General features: G+C 60.4%; 10 protein-coding genes. 3 read left to right on the plus strand and 7 right to left on the minus strand.

Annotation, left to right across the window (positions count from 1 at the left end; genetic code table 11):
* Positions 1–12: 12 nt before the first annotated feature.
* The 6 genes from QTL94_RS21160 to QTL94_RS21185 form a co-directional block, all read right to left on the minus strand.
* On the minus strand, positions 13–906 hold the full coding sequence (locus QTL94_RS21160; RefSeq protein ID WP_065692054.1) for a LysR family transcriptional regulator: 894 nt from the start codon (positions 904–906) through the stop codon (positions 13–15).
* Positions 907–967: 61 nt separating this feature from the next.
* On the minus strand, positions 968–2,215 hold the full coding sequence (locus QTL94_RS21165; protein ID WP_083199414.1) for a multidrug effflux MFS transporter: 1,248 nt from the start codon (positions 2,213–2,215) through the stop codon (positions 968–970).
* A 59-nt stretch (positions 2,216–2,274) separates the two neighbouring features.
* Positions 2,275–3,261, minus strand: a complete 987-nt coding sequence (locus QTL94_RS21170) for an aldo/keto reductase (RefSeq protein ID WP_065692053.1) — start codon at positions 3,259–3,261, stop codon at positions 2,275–2,277.
* 122 nt (positions 3,262–3,383) lie between these two features.
* A complete protein-coding gene (locus QTL94_RS21175) occupies positions 3,384–8,069 on the minus strand; it encodes a M10 family metallopeptidase C-terminal domain-containing protein (RefSeq protein ID WP_065692052.1) in 4,686 nt (1,561 codons plus the stop codon).
* Between the two features lie 64 nt (positions 8,070–8,133).
* Entirely contained in the window at positions 8,134–9,591 is a 1,458-nt protein-coding gene (locus QTL94_RS21180) for an HlyD family type I secretion periplasmic adaptor subunit (RefSeq protein ID WP_065692051.1), read from the minus strand.
* Complete coding sequence (locus QTL94_RS21185; RefSeq protein ID WP_065692050.1) at positions 9,588–11,735, minus strand: type I secretion system permease/ATPase; 2,148 nt, start codon at positions 11,733–11,735, stop codon at positions 9,588–9,590. The genes QTL94_RS21180 and QTL94_RS21185 overlap by 4 nt, the downstream gene beginning before the upstream one ends.
* A 274-nt stretch (positions 11,736–12,009) precedes the next feature.
* On the opposite strand from QTL94_RS21185, the gene QTL94_RS21190 reads away from it, so the two are divergent.
* On the plus strand, positions 12,010–13,695 hold the full coding sequence (locus tag QTL94_RS21190; RefSeq protein ID WP_065692049.1) for an adenylate/guanylate cyclase domain-containing protein: 1,686 nt from the start codon (positions 12,010–12,012) through the stop codon (positions 13,693–13,695).
* A 74-nt stretch (positions 13,696–13,769) separates the two neighbouring features.
* On the opposite strand, the gene QTL94_RS21195 is transcribed toward QTL94_RS21190, so the two are convergent.
* Positions 13,770–14,894, minus strand: a complete 1,125-nt coding sequence (locus tag QTL94_RS21195) for a LacI family DNA-binding transcriptional regulator (RefSeq protein ID WP_065692048.1) — start codon at positions 14,892–14,894, stop codon at positions 13,770–13,772.
* A gap of 234 nt (positions 14,895–15,128) precedes the next feature.
* Here QTL94_RS21195 and QTL94_RS21200 point away from each other — a divergent pair, with 234 nt between their 5' ends.
* Both QTL94_RS21200 and QTL94_RS21205 read left to right on the plus strand, forming a co-directional pair.
* Positions 15,129–16,082, plus strand: coding sequence for a sugar phosphate isomerase/epimerase family protein (locus QTL94_RS21200; protein WP_065692047.1), 954 nt, complete (start codon positions 15,129–15,131; stop codon positions 16,080–16,082).
* A 52-nt stretch (positions 16,083–16,134) separates the two neighbouring features.
* On the plus strand, positions 16,135–17,364 hold the full coding sequence (locus QTL94_RS21205; protein WP_065692046.1) for an ABC transporter substrate-binding protein: 1,230 nt from the start codon (positions 16,135–16,137) through the stop codon (positions 17,362–17,364).
* The last annotated feature ends 34 nt before the right edge of the window (positions 17,365–17,398 follow it).

Below are 17,398 nucleotides of genomic sequence, written 5' to 3' on the forward strand. Positions count from 1 at the left end.
TTTGTGGCAGCACTAGCCTCTATATCGAAGTGCCTCGACCAGAACTGAAAAGGCCGCCGACGGCTGCCGTCGGCTCGGATAGTATAGATGATATCCGGCAAAGCGCGGACACCAGTCTTCCAGCACGCGGACTAGGCGTCCGTCTGCAAGCCGATCGGCGACCTGATCTTCCATGACGAAGCCGAGCCCGAATCCATCTTCGGCCGCGCGAGCGATCATGTTCACATTGTTGAAAGCGAGCTGACCGTCGACACGCACGCGCAGCTCCCTGGATCCCTGTTCGAGCTCCCACGCATAAAGGCCGCCGCCGCTCAGCATCCGAAGATTGATGCAGCGGTGAGACGCCAGATCCTGCGGCAGTTTTGGCTTTGGATTCCGATCAAAATAGGCAGGAGAGCCGATGACGGCCATTCTGAGGTCCGGTCCGATTCGCACAGCCACCATGTCCTTGGCAAGTGCCTCCCCGAGGCGGACACCGGCGTCGAACCGATCGGACACGATGTCGGTGAAGCTGGAATCGATACTGAGCTCGACGTTGATGTCCGGGTAATCCGGCAGGAGCCTGCGTAGAACTGGCCACAACAGCGACGTCGCGGCATGCTCCGACGTCGTAATGCGAATGGTGCCGGACGGCCTGTCGCGCAGCTCGCTCAGGGAGGCTAGGCCAGTTCCTATGCTGTCCATCGCGGGCCGCAGCGACGCCAGCAATCTTTCGCCTGCTTCGGTGGGAGCGACATTGCGTGTCGTTCGGGTCAGAAGGCGGACGCCGAGCCTTGTCTCGAGGCGCCGTATCGTATGACTGAGGGCAGACTGCGAGGTACCAAGAATGGCAGCCGCACGCGTGAAATTCTGCTCTTCCGCGACTGTGATGAACGCATTGAGATCGACAAGGTCTTCTCGCCTCATTCATGAACCCTTGGCATGAGTGCTACATGATTGTCGAAGTTGGCCCCGACAATCCCGGACGTCAAGCGGAGGTCCGCGCAGAAACGAGCGAGAGGCTCAGGAAGCTGCCAACTCCGGCAATGGCGATGACCAGCGCGAGCGGCCAGGGCGTGCCGTCCGCAAGGGCGCTGACGGCTGCCGAACCGACGATGCCGCTGCCGTAGTGCATCGCACCAACCAATGCCGACACCGATCCGGCCCGATCCGGATGGTCTTCGAGCGCGCCGCCGATGGAATTGGCGACGATCAATCCGGACCACGACACAAAGACGAACAGAGGAACCGCCAGCCCCCACAGTCCGCCCCATCCGGTCCAACCCGAAAAGAGCAGGAAGAGGCCCGAAAGCGCAGCGCCTGCCGTGCCCAGCCTCAGCAACACGCGGCTGCCGAAGCGCACAACCAAGCGCGAATTGATCATGTTGGCGGCCATGATCCCGACAATTCCGACAGCAAACAGGATGCCGTAGAATTCTGCGGGAACGTGGTAGTAATCGATATAGGCGAATGGCGTACCAGCGATATAGGCGTAGATGCCCCCATAAAAGAATCCACCGGACGCCGCGAAGCCGAGGAGGCGCCGGTTGGTAAGCAGCTTTCCGTAGCCCGAAATCGCGCCAAGCACGGAATCGTGGCGCCGCCGCTCGCGGGGAAGCGTCTCCGGGATGCTCATCAGCGCCGCCAGCGTCACCAATCCGACGCCGACCAGCACCCAGAAGATCGATCGCCAGCCTGCGATTGCCAGGATCTGGCCCCCAACGATCGGCCCGAGCAGCGGTGCGACAGCCATGATGGTGATAAGCGTCGACAGCATCTGTGCAGCGCGCGCGCCTTCGTAGAGATCACGCACCATCGCGCGGGCGAGGACGACACCCGAGCAGGCGCCGACGGCCTGCACCATGCGCCATGCGATCATCTCCGTGGCGGAGTTCGACAGCCCGCAACCGGCAGAGCCAATGACGAAGAGCAGCAAACCGATTGCAACCGGAATCCGCCTGCCGAACCTGTCGGCGATCGGTCCCCAGAGGAGCTGTCCGACGCTGAACCCGACGAGGAAACCCGACACCGTCAGCTCCATCGAACCGGCGTCCGCCTGCAAGTCCCTGCCCATGGTCGGCATCGCCGGCAGATAGAGATCCGTCGAGATCGACGCGAAACCCATGAGAGCACTGAGCACGCCGAGGACCCGCCAGCGAGGCGCTTCGCTGCGCTCGGAGGCGACAGGCGGGCATACGACGTCGATTGCCGAGGAATCGGTGATGTCTTGAGACATGAGGATTGTCTTTCCGAAGAAGCAGGAAAGGCGTCCCGAAGGACGCCTCCTGAGAGAGATCAAAGACCGGTGGTCTTCATCAGTTGTTCCGGATATCGCTCGCCTTCGACCTGTATCTTGGCGGCAGCGTCTTCCAGTTCCGCAAGTTCCGAGGCAGCCAGCTGGATGTCGGCAGCGCCCAGGTTTTCTTCCAGGCGGTGAAGCTTCGTTGTGCCTGGTATCGGCACGATCCAGGATTTCCGGGCAAGCAGCCAGGCGAGCGCGATCTGTGCCGGCGTTGCCTTTTTCTCATCCCCGACGCGACGGATCAGGTCGATCAGCGCCTGGTTCTTCTCCATCGCTTCCGGCGTGAAGCGTGGCAGGATCTTGCGGAAGTCGTTTTCGGCAATCTTGCTGTCCTTGCCCATGGCACCCGTCAGAAAGCCCTTGCCAAGCGGACTGTAGGCCACAAGACCGATGCCGAGTTCCTCGCATGCCTGGAGGATGCCATTGGTTTCCGGCCCGCGGGTCCACAGCGAATATTCGTTCTGGAGGGCGGTGATCGGCTGCACGGCGTGGGCCCGGCGCACCGTCGTAGCACCCGGCTCGGAAAGCCCGAAATGCTTCACCTTGCCCTCGGCGATAAGGTCCTTGACCGCTCCGGCCACGTCCTCGATCGGGACATTGGGATCGACGCGATGCTGATAGAAAAGGTCGATGACCTCGACGCCGAGACGTTTCAAAGAAGCCTCGGCAACCGTCTTGATATGCTCCGGACGGCTGTTGACGCCGGCCATCTTGCCGTCCTGAATGTTGAAGCCAAACTTTGTCGCGATGACGACCCGATCGCGCACGGGCCGCAGGGCCTCGCCGACGATCTCCTCGTTCGTGAAGGGACCGTAGACTTCCGCGGTGTCGAAGAACGTTACGCCCCGATCCACGGCATCGCGCACGAGCTTGATGCTTTCGTCGTTACTCAGCGCATGCCCATAGCTGAAGTTCAGCCCCATGCAGCCGAAACCCAAGGCGGACACTTCCAGGCCTTGTCCAAGCAGTCGCTTCTTCATGATCGCCATCTCCGATGTTTGGGATGGCCGCAACATAGCCCCATGCCGCCGCAAGCATTAGACGGTTAAATCGGCATGCGGTCATGATTTCAGTTCATGAATGTCCTATCCAATCAGCCGGATTACGCAAACCGGAAATCGCTCGACTGAAGGCTGGATACGAGCACGTTCTGCAACGTGATGCTGTTATTCGAGTCGGCCGTGATCAGTGCATCGGCACCAGACTGGCTGGATGCGGCAAGCAGGGTGGCCCAATCGGCAAAGATGGTTTGGTCGATCCTGATCGTGTCATGCGCGGTACCTGTCGCCACAAAGTTTGTGATCGTATCGTGCCCCCAGTTCGGCAGATAAACGAAGGTGTCTGCCGCAGCCCCACCCGTGAGGGTATCGTTGCCCGCACCGCCAGTCAGCGTATTCGGACCACTGCCGCCGACAATGACGTTATCAAGGTCATTGCCCGTGCCGGCAAACGCCGTCTTGCCGGTGTAGGTAAGGTTCTCCACATTCTCCCTGGCTGCAAGTGAGTAACTGGCGAGAGCCGTCTTGACCGTATCGATGCCCTCGTCGGCATTTTCGGTTATGACGTCTGCGGCGCTGTCAACGACATAGGTGTCGTTGCCGAGACCGCCGATCAGCCTGTCCGCGCCGGCACCGCCGTTCAGCGTGTCATTGCCCGCGCCGCCGCTGATCGAGTTGGCAGAGGCGTTGCCGGTGCCCGAGAAATTGCCCGCACCGGTGTAGGAGAGGTTCTCGACGTTGACGAGCGCGGCAATCGAATACGATCCAAGCGAGGTACGGATTTCATCCGTGCCGGCATTCGCCGCCTCAGTGACGACATCGGAGATGCTATCGACGATATAGACGTCGTTGCCAGCACCGCCGATCAAGGTATCGGCACCGGCGCCGCCATCCAGCGTGTCGTTGCCGGCGCCGCCTGCGATGACGTTCGCCAACGCGTTTCCGGTCCCCACGAAATCACCGCTGCCGGTGAAGGCCAGCTTCTCGACATTGGCGATGTCGATCAGGGCGTAAGCCGAAAGCGCCGTCTTGATCAGATCGGTGCCAGCGTTGACGGCTTCTGTAACGATATCGGCGAGATCGTCGACGATGTAGGTGTCGTTGCCAAGGCCGCCGATCAATGTGTCGATCCCGACACCGCCGTCCAGGATGTCGGCGCCAACTCCGCCCCTGATCGTATTGGCAAGCCCATTGCCGGTGCCGACAAACGCAACCGCGCCGGCATAGGTCAGGTTTTCGACGTTTGCTCGGGATGCGAGCGAATAGGCGGCGAGTGCCGTCTTGACGGTATCGATACCCTCGTCGACATTTTCGGTGACGACGTCCGCGGCGCTGTCGACGATATAAATATCGTCGCCCAAACCGCCGATCAGCGTATCGACACCTTTACCACCGTTCAGCGTGTCGTTGCCGTCGCCGCCCGACAATGTATCTGCCGCCACACCGCCCGTGATCGTATTTCCTAGCGCGTTGCCAGTTCCCGCAAATGCAGTCGTGCCGATGTAGGTCAAGTTCTCGACATTGGCAGCGAGCGCATAGCTCGCCAACGCCGTCTGGACCGTATCTATGCCCTCTCCGTCGTTCTCGACGATCACATCGGAGGCGTTATCGGCGACGTAAATGTCATTGCCCAAACCACCGATCAGGGTGTCGGCACCGGCGCCTCCGTTCAGGATGTCATTGCCGGAGCCGCCACTGATCGTGTTTGCAAGCGCATTGCCAGTGCCCGAAAAGTTGCCAGCGCCGGTATAGACAAGGGCTTCGACGTTGGCCGCAAGCGTCAGCGCCGCGAGTCCGGTTTTCACCGTGTCATTGCCCTGGCCAACGGCTTCCGTCACCACGTCTTTGGCGTTGTCGACGATGAAGATGTCGTCGCCGGCGCCGCCAATCAATCTATCGGCGCCGGCACCACCATCCAATGTGTCATTACCGGCGCCGCCTGTCAGTGTGTCGGCTGCCTTGCCACCCTTGATGACATTGTCGAGCCCGTTGCCGACGCCGGTGAAGGTGGTGCTGCCGGTGAAGATCAGATTTTCGACGTTCGCGCCGAGTGAATACGAAGCCAGATTTGTCCGTACCGTGTCGATACCGGCGTCGGTATCCTCGATGACGATGTCACGGGTGCTGACGATATAGATATCGTCGCCTGCCCCACCAGCCAACCTGTCGGCTCCCGCCCCGCCGGTCATGATGTTGTTCAGCGCATTACCGATACCGTTAAAGGCCGCGGTGCCGATATTGGTAAGGTTTTCGACGTCAGCACCGAGCGCATAGCTTGCTAGGCTCGTCCGCACGGTATCGATGCCTTCGTCGGCATGTTCGCTGACCGTGTCCCCGGCATTGTCGATGATGTAAGTGTCGTCACCAGCGCCACCCGCTAGAGCATCTGCTCCCGCTCCGCCGTTCAGCGTGTCGTTGCCCGCATCGCCCGAGAGGGCGTCACTCCCAGCCCCACCGGTGATGACGTTGTCGAGAGTATTGCCGGCGCCGGCGAAGTCAGCGGTGCCCACATAAGTCAAGTTTTCAACATTGGCGATCGACGCCAGCGAATAGGTTGCAAGAGCAGTTTTGATGAGATCGACACCACCGCCAACCTCTTCGACCACGGCATCATCCAAGGTATCGACGATATATGTGTCGTTGCCAGCGCCGCCGACCAGCCGATCGTCACCCGCCTTACCGTCGAGCGTGTCGGCGCCCGCTCCACCGGTAATCCAGTTCGTCGCGGCATTGCCAATACCCGCGAAGGTCGCCGTGCCAATGTAGGTCAGGTTCTCAACATTCGCGCCGAGGGTATAGGTCCCCAGCGTTGTCTTGATCGTATCCGCGCCCTCATCAGGGTTCTCGAGCGCAACGTCGGTCGCGACGTCGACCACATAGATGTCGTCGCCCAAGCCCCCAGACATCCTGTCCGAGCCTGCGCCTCCAATCAGCGTGTCGTTGCCAAGACCGCCCGTCAGCTTATCCGCAGCAGCACCACCCGTGAGGACGTTATCGAGATCATTCCCGATACCGACAAACGCAGCCTTGCCGATATATGTCAGGTTCTCGACGTCGCTTATTGCAGCGAGCGAATAGCTGGAAAGCGCCGTCTTGATCGTGTCGATGCCCTCGTCGGCGTTCTCGACTACGACGTCGGTCGCAAGGTCGACGAGGTAGGCGTCGTTTCCGGCGCCGCCGATCAGCGTGTCGACACCGGCGCCACCATTCAATGTGTCATCCCCCGCCGCGCCAGTGATCCTATTCGCTGCGGCGTTGCCTGTGCCCGAGAATTTTCCGGTGCCGGTGTAGGTCAGGTTCTCAACATTGGTGAACGCCGCGATCGAATAGGTCGCAAGCGCGGTCTGGATTTCGTCAATACCCCCATTGATGGCCTCGGAGATAACGTCAGCAGTGCTATCGACCAAATAGAGGTCGTTGCCGGCGCCGCCGATCAGCGTGTCGGCACCCGCACCACCATCCAACGTGTCGCTGCCCGCGCCGCCGCTGATGACATTCGCGAGGCTATTTCCGGTCCCGGTGAATGCGCCGGTGCCGATGAAGGCCAATCTCTCGACATTGGCAATTGTGGTCAACGAATAGACGGAAAGCGCCGTCTTGATCAGATCGTTGCCCGCGTTGGCACCTTCGACAACGACGTCCAGATCATCGACGATGTAAGTGTCGTCTCCGGTACCGCCGATCAGGGTATCGGCGCCGGCGCGGCCATCAAGCGTATCGTTGCCGGCGTTGCCCCACAGGGTGTTGTCCGCCTCGTTGCCGATAATCGTGTCGTTGCCCGAACCGGCCTTCACATTTTCGATAAGCGAAGCGACGTTTCCCTCATACAGCAGGGCATTGAAAATATTGCCACGGGCATAGCCCTTGTTTGGACCGCCACCCAGATACGCAAGCTGGCCTTGAGAAAAGACCGAATAGCCGCCGGCTCGCAGGTCTATTCTGATGCTGGTCTTATAGGCAGTCAGATCATAGGTATCGATACCGCCGCCATCCCAGATGGTTGCGAAGATCCGGTTCGCTGCTGGCGTAATGGCAGCGGCGCCGTTGACATAGGTAATGCCCTGGTTCGGATTCCAGCGATAGACGGTATCGTCGCTGTTGGTCGTGTAGTCGGCACCATACATCTGCTGCAGGGCCGCGATGTCGAGCATCATGAAGGTCTGGGGCGCGCCATTCTGCTCGTATTTGTAGCCCGTCCCGCTATCGCCGACATAGGTGCGATAGGTCATGGTGGTATATTCAAGAGAATCGTATGCGTCGGGCACCACGACGGTGTTGTCCTCCGCGACATGGCCATGCTTCAGGCCAAGGGCGTGACCGAGCTCATGCACGATCGTTTGCCCTGCATAGTTTCCGAACTCGGGATAGCGATAGTCAGCCGTCGTGCGGGCGAATGCGGTTCCGAACCAGACATCACCAGAACTGTCGTACGGGCCCGGATAATAGGTCCATGCCGTCGAAAGATCGGGATATGACGACTGAGCGAACCGGACCGTTGCGGTACTCGCAGATCCGGCCTCGAAATCGGCGTTGGTGAAACCCTCTACGGAGAACCCGTCATTTGCTGCGTTTCCATACGACTGTTCCAGAAAGAACAGGGCCATGGATTGCTGCTGCCGGGAAATCGAGGAGAAGCCATAGTTTTTCTCGCCGCTATAAGTGTACGACGTAGAAGCGGTCGGAAACGCATAGGTTATCGTTCCATCCCAGGCGTAACCGCTGAGAAGCCCATCGACCTTCTCGTCTCCCGTCAAATACACGTACGTTGTGGAGGTATTGGTGCCCGTCATCCTGTTCCTGCCCGCCTAATCCACTCTGCCGCACGATTGACTGAGAAGTGTCGCCATGAAGAGCCTACCTCTCCCGCATGGCCTCTTCCGCGACTTCAACCAGCGGCGAAAAAACATATTCCAATATTCTGCGGTCACCCGTTCTAACTTCCGCGATCGCCGCCATGCCGGCGCTCAGCTTGATGTTGCGGCCATCCGCCGAGATCTGGTCGGCTTCCAGACTCAGCGTTACCGGAAAGACCAGATTCTGCATCCTCTCCGCACCGCCGAACGTTGTCCCCGCCTGTCTCGCTGCAGCATCGCCTTCGCGGCGCGCGGCGTCAGGCTCGGGAATCGCATCCGCGGCGATTTTTGTGACACGGGCCGGGATCGTTCCATAGCGGGTGAAGGGAAAGGCTTCGAGCTTGACGACCGCCTCCTGGCCGACCTTGATGAAGCCGATGTCCTTGTTCAAGGCGTAAACCTCGAGTTCCAAGGTGCTACCCTTCGGTACGATACGCATGGCGTCCTGGCCAACCGTGACCACCTGACCCACGCTGGTGATGGACGATGCCTGCACCGTACCGTCTATCGGACTGCGCAAGGACATCTGCTCGCGAGAGTTCCTCGCTTTAGCCAGCCGTTGCTCCAGTTCCTCGACGCGACGTTCCGCATCGCCCAGCCGCTCGAATTGGTCGCTCAGGAAGGCCCGCGTCACCTTCTCCTTCTCCCGCGCATAGACCTCGATGCCCGCGGCGGCATCCGCAAGCTGCCCCTCCTGAACGGCAAGCTGCGTCGCCTGCTCTTTCAGCGTTTCCGTGGCATCGATCACGCTCGCCATCGTGCCGGCATCCTTCGAGGCGAGCGTGTTGCGCATCGTCACACGCTCTTTCAGCGTTTCGACCAGAGACGCCTGGGCTGCAACCGTCAGCCTCAGGCGATCGCGCTCGACTTCCTTCTGATGCTTCTGGGCATCGAGGGAAGCCATCGTTGCCGCCTGTTGTTCGATATCGCCCATGAGGATGCTGTCTTCCCGCCGCCGCAGGTCGTCGGGCACCTCTGCATCCCATTTGATTGTTGGCGGTGGCTGGTCGGTCTTGGTTGACCCCACATAGTCCGCGACAGCCTTTCTACGCGCAACTTCGGCCCGCACCGAGGCCAGGCTCTTTACCGCGTCCGTCTCATCGGCAATGGCATCCGTAGGATCGAGTTCAAGGAGAATGTCACCCGCGCTGACAGACGTGCCGTTTGTCGGGGGAAGCGTCTTCACCTTGCCCGTCAGCAATGGTTGTACGACTTTCACCCGTCCGGTCGGCTGGATCTTGCCTTGTGCCGCCGCGATGATGTCGATGCGGCCGATGTAAGACCAAATCAACGCAGTCGTGACAAAAGCACAAATGACCAGGATCAATGCCATGCGCACGGGTGACGGCGGGGTCTCCAGGATCTCGAGTGCAGGCCCCAGGAACTCGTGGTCAGACCGCCTCTCCGGGCGCTGCGGAAGGCCTGCATAGCGATCCTTTTGGGCTGTCGCTGCTTTCATGCGGCGCCCCTGTCGTTCTGCAGCGCCCACAACCGCGCATAGAGCCCATCTGGACGCCCGAGCAGGTCGTCATGGCTGCCAACTTCCACGACGCGCCCGTCCATCATGCCGACGATCCGGTCGCAACCTCGCACAGCCGCGAGGCGGTGTGCGATAATGATCACCGTCCTGCCCTCGGCGATCTGGTGCATGTTCGCATGGACGATGCGTTCGCTCTCATAATCAAGCGCGCTGGTCGCTTCGTCGAAGATCAGGATCGGCGGATTGGTTGCGAGCGCACGGGCGATGGCAATCCTCTGGCGTTCGCCTCCGGACAGGTTTGCGCCTCGCTCCTCAACCATCGTGTCATAGCCGTGCGGCAAGCGGCTTATGAACTCGTCCGCGCCGGCAAGCTTGGCAACGGCGATAACCTGTGCCCGCTGCATCGCGGGATTCGACAAGGCGATGTTGTCGTGGATCGTCCGGTTGAACAGCAGGTTTTCCTGGAGAACGACGCCGATATGGCTTCGAAGCCATGCGGGATCAAGTTGCGACAGATCCGCGCCGTCGAGAAGGACCTGACCCTCTTCGGGGACATAAAGACGCTGGATCAGTTTGGTGAGCGTCGACTTTCCGCAACCGGACGGGCCGACAATGCCGATCACCTCGCCCGCCTTGATGTCGAGCGATACGTTCTTCAGGACCACCGGCGAACCCGGTCGATAGCGGAAGCTCGTGTTCCGAAATGCAATATTGCCCCGTGGCGCCGGCAGCGTCATGCGCGCGCCGGGCCGCTGCTCTATCGGCGTGTTCAAGATGTCGCCCAGGCGGTCTACCGAGATCTGCACCTGCTGGAAATCCTGCCAGAGCTGAGACAACCTCAGAACCGGCTGGGTGACCTGACCGGCTATCATGTTGAAGGCCACCAATGAACCAACGGTCAACTCGCCATCGATGACAGCCTTGGCGCCGAACAGCAGAAGTGCCGCGGTGGAAAGCTTGCTGACATATTGAATTGCATTCTGGCCGCCGGCGCCGAGAAGCGTGGCCTGGAACGCCGTGCGAACGTAGGCCGCCAACTTCTCTTCCCATTGCGCCTGCATGACCGGCTCAACCGCGGCGGCCTTGACGGTGTGAACACCAACGACCGCTTCGACGAGAAACTGCTGGCTTGCAGCGCCTCGATTGAATTTCTCCTTCACCAACTCGCGGAGCGGCGGTCGGACAATGATGCCGATCAGGATGTAGATCGGGATCGTGGCGATAACGATGAGCGTCAGGCTCCAGGAATAGGCAAGAAGCACGGCGATGAAAATGAACGCGAAGACGACGTCGAGCGCCGAAAACAGCCCCTGACCGGTCAGGAATGCGCGGATCGTCTCCAGTTCTCGAACGCGCGCGACGGTCTGCCCCGCCGACCTGGTCTCGAAGTAGCCGAGCGGCAGTCGCAAGAGGTGGTGAAACAGTCGCTGGCCGAGTTCGACGTCGATCCGGTTCGTCGTGTGCGCCAGGGCATAGGTTCTCAGATATTGGAGAACGACATCGAAAAGCCCGATGATGGCGATGCCCGCGACGAGCACAAAGAGCGTGGAATAACCCTTGTGCGTCAGAACCTTGTCGACCACAACCTGGAAGAACAGGGGCGTGACGAGTGCGAAGATCTGAACGAACAGGGAGGCGAGCAGCACGTGAGCAAGCGGCTTTCGATATCGCCAGATCGACGGCCAGAACCATTTGAAACCGAATTCCCTCGGGTCGGATCCCTCGCCGCCCAGGCGCCGTCCGACGAGGATAACGCTTGAGTTGATTTCAGCGAGAATGTCTGACGGAGCAATTTCGCGGTCGACGCGCGTTATCGGATCGACAAGCCTGTATTTGCCCGATGGGTTCAGCCCACCGAGGACCTGGAAGGAACCGCTTCGCACCTGGACGATTGCAGGGACGGGAATTGTTCGCAGACGTTGTTCGCTGAGTTTTTCGACGACGCGCGCCTTGAGCCCGATGATCCCGGCTGCGCGCTGTAAGTCCTTCGCCTCAGCCGCCCTCCCCTTCAACGCGAGATCGTGCTGTAGCCGGACCGGATCGGCAGCGATCCGATAGAACGCGGCGATCCCGCAGAGCGCACGAAGACCGGAATCGTGATGCTGCGAGCCGATGCCATCCATGCGCGGAAACTATTCTCCTAAGCTGCAGACTGCTGCGCTTACGTCGTCCACCGACTGGTCGCCGCGACTCTCGCCTGAGCTTTAACGCACTCAAAGGTAGAGCGCCATGGGTATATTAGCCGACGCCGTATTTCATATCGGTCGTGGCTGTTTCGCAACAACGCCGCGCTCCCGCATCGTATTTATCCCCGGCGCTTCCGCGACGGGGTAACGGTTCTGTGCTAGTCTCGCCACGCCTCGTGGATGCGATCTGTGGGAACTACGCGGAGGGCGAATGGCGAGCGTTCCTGTCAAGCGACGGCTGGCAGCAATCATGGCCACGGATGTGGTTGGTTATGCTCGCCTCATGGAGCGTGACGAAGAGACGACCCTTGCCCGGATCAAGGCATTGCACACCGACATCATCGCACCGAACATCGAAGACAACGGCGGCAGGATATTCAAGCTGATAGGCGACGGAACCCTGTCTGTCTTCGATTCCGCCACGGGGGCAGTCGAATGCGCTATGGCGATCCAAGGCGAACTGGCGCGATGCGAGCCGGAAAGCGCCCGCATGGTTCTTAGAATTGGGATCAACCTTGCCGACGTGCTGGTTGATGGCTCCGACATGTTCGGTGACGGCGTAAACGTCGCCTCTCGCGTCGAAGCCGGTGCTGCACCTGGCGGGCTTTGCATCACCGAGGGTGTCTACCACCAGATCGCCGCGCGGATCGGCGCCGAGTTCGTAGAGGGCGGAGAAAAACGTCTGAAGAATATCGAGCGACCCGTCCGTGTCTGGCACTGGCAACCGCACTGCGCCGAAACCGCGAAGGCGGAGCCCTCGCGCGCTGCTGAACCGGCGACATCGTCTGATCGGGGAAAAGTGCTGGTCAGAGTGGAGGTCATGTCCGCAGCCCTTCCCCATCAGCAGGAGGTCATGGGGCTTATTACCTCAAGCCTCGAACAATTCCTTTCCGATCGGCATTGGATCGACGTCGCATCCGTCCCGGTGGGTGAGACAGGCAGTCGTCCACTCGACTACACGGTCAGCATCAGCCTCCACGGGGCGGGTCCTTTTCGCTTGAACGTCCGGTTCCTGCGCACCGCGGCCACATCCATCCTCTGGTCGAGGCCTTTCGATCTTCCTGCGGATTGCGATATCGAAGCCATCGAATGGGCGGCCGCGGAAATCGTGTCGCTCGTGGTGGACAAGGTGCTCTCTACTGCATCAGGGGCCATTGCCACGAAGCCCCAAGCCTCCTGGTCAGCCTACGAGAATTTTCTTTATGGCAGGATGCTGGACGCGAAGCATCGGCTGCCCGAAGCGGAACGTTTTTTCCAGAGAGCGACGGAACTTGATACGGGGCTTATCGACGCGCATGCGATGTACGCCATTGCACTGTCTTACGGCTTCGTCACGGAAGGGGTGATCGAGCGGCTTCATCGCGCCGAAGAAGTCGCGCGCGTTGCCTTGCGCCTCGACAACAACCATGCCTTCTCCCACTACGCGGCGGCGTTGGTTCAATTGTCGATGCGAAACCACGACAGCGCAGAATCCCACTACGTCAAGGCGCGTGACTTGGCTCCGACCGATGTAGAGATTCGCGCCGATCATGCCGAATTGCTTCACTACGTCGGTGATCTGGAAGAGGCCGCAGCCGAAATCGAGGAATGCTTCAGGAAGTCGAAGTATCCGCCTGTATGGTTCTGGGGTGTCCGGGGCATTATCCGGCTTCAGCAGGGCCGTCCGGATGCTGCCATCGACGATTTCGAGAATGTTCCGGACAAGTCGTGGCGGACGCTTGTTCTGCTCGCCGCCGCTCATGCACTGCGTGGTGACGACGCACAGCGAAGGCGATGCGAGGTTGAGGCTCGCAGCCTTCAGCCTCGGCTGAGCCCGGAGTTGGTGCAGAGAACATTTCCCTATCGCCACGAAGGCGCGCTTGCAAAGCTCCTTGGCGCGTTCGGAACCGCGACCTAGATGCTTGAGGCGGTTCATTGAAGACCGAACCCGCCACAGTATTCCGCACCGTTCATCGCGACTGGGCTCGAGATCTACCGAGCGAGCTTATCCTCGGCTCGGCCGCGCGCCTCCTCCCCCAAAGCGGTTGCGCTTGGTGCTTGCGAGATGCTTTCGCGACGAATGATCCGGCTGGGGATCACGATGCGGCTTTCCTCAGGGCGTTCGATGTCCGCCATCCACCGGATTAAGAGCTCTGCCGCGGTCTCGCCCAGCGCTTCCATCGGCTGCTCGATCGTGGAGAGTGGCGGCGCGCAATATTCGCAGACCGGCGACCCGTCGAAGGAGACGATCGACAGATCGTTGGGCACGCGCCAGCCCATCTTCTGGACCCTGCTCATGAAGGAGATCGCCATGTCGTCGCTCGTCGCGACCACGGCAGTGGGCTTTTCCGTAAGGGTTGAAAACTCCTCGGCGGCCCGCAGGCCCGTTTCGAAGCCGAACTGGAACGATAGTTCGCCGCCGGAGCGGGTTACATACTCTTCCGACAAGCCCGCTTCCTGCAAGGCTTCAACCAGACCGGCGTAGCGTTCGATGTCATGGTAATTTCCCGTCGGACCGGCAATGTAGAAGAACCGGCGGTGTCCGAGCGCCAGCAACTCCCGCGCAACCTCTCTCACAGCCTGCCGATCATTGGTGACGATGCTCGGCACCGCGGTATCGCTCATGTCGAGCAGCAAAGACACGATTGGCAGACCGGCCTCCGCAAGCGATCTGTTGGCAACCACCGGTAACTGCGATGACAGGATGAGCGCGCCCCTCACCGTTCCGCCGAAGGCGAGATCGAGAATGTGCCGCTCCGAACTCTCGTCTCGATCGAGGTTGGCGATCATCAGGTTATAGCCGTTGCGGATGAGCGTGCGGTTCACCGCATCGAGAACCTGCGGAATGATCTGCGAGGCGCCATAGTGCAGCGAGCCGGGCAAGATGATCATGATCACGTTGGACTTGCCGACGCGAAGATTGCGAGCCGCGGCATTGGGCGTGTAGCCAAGCTGCTCGGCGGCGGCGGCTATTCTTGCCCGTGTCTTCTCGTTGACCCGCCCGGGGTTTGCCAATGCGCGACTGACCGTCGAGGTCGCGACGCCAGCAAGACGCGCCACGTCGGCCATCAAGGCGGACGATCCCTCCACAGGTGGATTGTCGTCGATTTTCTTCATGGATCCATCCACTTAGCCCAGCGCAGGCAAAACCTGCCGCTTCTCCCGAATCCCGTTATAGCAAACGATTGCCAAAAACTCGCAAAAAACCGTTGCATATTTTATCGGCCTGACTAATATCGCGCCATGGCAATCGATTGCCAAGTGCCAATATATTGAATTCGTTAAATAAAACTCCAGCGCGAAAACACATTCGTGACGGATGACTCATGCTTGACCGGAGGAGATCGGACAGTGGCTGCGACAGAGAATTTACGTTTCGGGGTAGACCTTGTGACCTTCTTTCACCCGGGATTCTGGGGCGTCGACAGCTATGATGCGATTGTCGACTATGCGAAGGCCGAACCCCGCAAGTTCTGGGACAAGATCCTCGACAGTATCCAGGCTTCGGGCGTCACCGGCGTCGAGCTGACGTTTTCGCCGTTTAACTGGCAGGACGCCATCAAGACCTACGGCTCGGTCGAAGGCTTCGCCGCCGAACTCTCCAAGCGCGGCCTGCAGCTCGCATCCGGCTTCTTCGCGGAACTGGAAGCATCGGGCGACTTCACCGAGGCGGCGGCACAGGACGCCATCATCGCCAAGGCTGAACTCTACGCCGACTTTATCAAGGCCTGCGGCGGCGATGTGATGGTGATCGGCGCGCCGATGCGCCAGACACCGGGTGCAGAACCGGTTCGCCTCCGCGATTTCGACCAAGCCAAGATCATCGCCGATTTCCTCAACCGCTTGGGCGCGATCCTCTACAAAAAGGGCGTCAAGCTCGCGGTTCATACGGAAGCACACTCGATCTTCGCTGCAGCTCGCGACGTCGACCTGCTGATGCTGTTGACCGACCCGACCTACGTCCACATGTGCCCGGATACGGCCCATATCATTCTCGAAGGCTCGGATCCGATCCAGCTCGTCGACCGCCATCACGAGCGCATGGTCATTGCGCACTGGAAGGACGCGATCGGCAAGATGCCTTCAGACACACCGATCGGCAAAGACATCCACGAGCGTCATCGCCCCTATTTCTGCGGCTTCGGGCTTGGTCGTGTCGATTGGCCGGCCTGGATCCGGCTGCTGCGTGACCGCCAGTTCAACGGCTGGGCGATCCTCGAGCTCGACGCCGCTCCTGATCCCGTTGGCGATATCGCCAATGGCCTGACCCTCGTGCGGCAGTCGCTACTGCCGATCTATCGCTAACCGAACCTGTAACCAACGGCCCCGCAAAGAGGGCCCATGAAGAGGTGGAACCATGAAGAGAATGACAATCCTGCTCGCCGGCACCATCCTGCTCGGCGCCGTCGGCCTCGCGCAGGCCGATGACAAACTGAAGGCCGAGGTCTTCACCTCCTGGACCTCGGGCGGCGAGGGCCGCGCCGTCGACGCGATCAAGAAGGAATTCGAAAAGCGCGGCGGCGTGTGGGAAAGCTCCACCGTGGCCGGCTTCGAAAACGCCAATGCCGCCTTCCAGAACCGCCTCGTTGCCGGCGACCCGCCGACGGCAAAGCAGGTCGTCGTCGGTAAGGACCCGGCAGAGTTTATCGAACAGGGCCTGATGAACCCGATCGATGAGGTGGCTGCCGCCGGCAAGTGGAAGGACGTCCTTCCGAAGGCGCTCTACGACTACATCTCCTACGACGGCAAGGTTTACCTGACGCCGACAGGCATTCACGGCGAAAGCTGGATGTTCTACTCCAAGGACGCCTTCGCCAAGGCCGGCATCACCGAAGAGCCCAAGGATTGGGACGCCTTCTTCGCTGACATGGACAAGCTGAAGGCCGCCGGCCTGACACCGATCGCCTGGGGCGGCCAGGCATGGCAGGAAGTGAAGGTCTTCAACATGGTGCTCCTGTCGCAGGTCGGCATGGACGGCTTCATGAAGATCTATGCCGACAAGGATCAGGCAGCACTGACGTCGGACGGCGTCAAGAAGTCGCTCGAGATCTTCGGCAAACTGCGCAGCTACGTTGACGAAGGTTCCCCCGGCCGCAACTGGAACGACGCGACCGCAATGGTCATCACCGGCAAGGCCGGCGTACAGTTCATGGGTGACTGGGCCAAGGGCGAATTCACCGCCGCCGGCAAGGTCGCCGACAAGGACTTCGGCTGCGCCATTTCGCCGGCCTCTCCTGGCCTGATCTACATCTCCGACGCCCTCGGCTACATGAAGACCAAGGATCCGAACCAGGATGCAGCGCAAAAACTGCTGGCCGAAGTGGTCATGGATCCTGCCGTGCAAGTCGACTTCTCCCTCAACAAGGGATCGATCCCCGTGCGCACAGATGTCGATAAATCCAAGTTCGACGTTTGCGCCCAGAAGGGCATGGCATTCCTGGCGGACGGCAAGATCGTCCCCGAGCATGCCATCACCACGACACCGGAACAGGTTGGCACTCTGACCGATTTCATCGGCGAGTTCTGGGCAAATCCGTCCGCTGACATCGACGCATCGGCCGCGCAGTTCGCGGCGATTTTCGAATAAGACCGGACAGCTGCTGCCTGCGTCGCACCACCGG

Origin of the sequence: Rhizobium sp. S96, from assembly GCF_030382195.1 — a bacterium.
Classification (GTDB): domain Bacteria; phylum Pseudomonadota; class Alphaproteobacteria; order Rhizobiales; family Rhizobiaceae; genus Rhizobium.

Excerpts from the sequence above, each read along its gene's own strand:
- QTL94_RS21160 (WP_065692054.1), bottom strand. The coding sequence starts at position 906 with ATGAGGCGAGAAGACCTTGTCGATCTCAATGCGTTCATCACAGTCGCG.
- QTL94_RS21165 (WP_083199414.1), bottom strand. The coding sequence starts at position 2,215 with ATGTCTCAAGACATCACCGATTCCTCGGCAATCGACGTCGTATGCCCG.
- QTL94_RS21170 (WP_065692053.1), bottom strand. The coding sequence starts at position 3,261 with ATGAAGAAGCGACTGCTTGGACAAGGCCTGGAAGTGTCCGCCTTGGGT.
- QTL94_RS21175 (WP_065692052.1), bottom strand. The coding sequence starts at position 8,069 with ATGACGGGCACCAATACCTCCACAACGTACGTGTATTTGACGGGAGAC.
- QTL94_RS21180 (WP_065692051.1), bottom strand. The coding sequence starts at position 9,591 with ATGAAAGCAGCGACAGCCCAAAAGGATCGCTATGCAGGCCTTCCGCAG.
- QTL94_RS21185 (WP_065692050.1), bottom strand. The coding sequence starts at position 11,735 with ATGGATGGCATCGGCTCGCAGCATCACGATTCCGGTCTTCGTGCGCTC.
- QTL94_RS21190 (WP_065692049.1), top strand. The coding sequence starts at position 12,010 with ATGGCGAGCGTTCCTGTCAAGCGACGGCTGGCAGCAATCATGGCCACG.
- QTL94_RS21195 (WP_065692048.1), bottom strand. The coding sequence starts at position 14,894 with ATGAAGAAAATCGACGACAATCCACCTGTGGAGGGATCGTCCGCCTTG.
- QTL94_RS21205 (WP_065692046.1), top strand. The coding sequence starts at position 16,135 with ATGAAGAGAATGACAATCCTGCTCGCCGGCACCATCCTGCTCGGCGCC.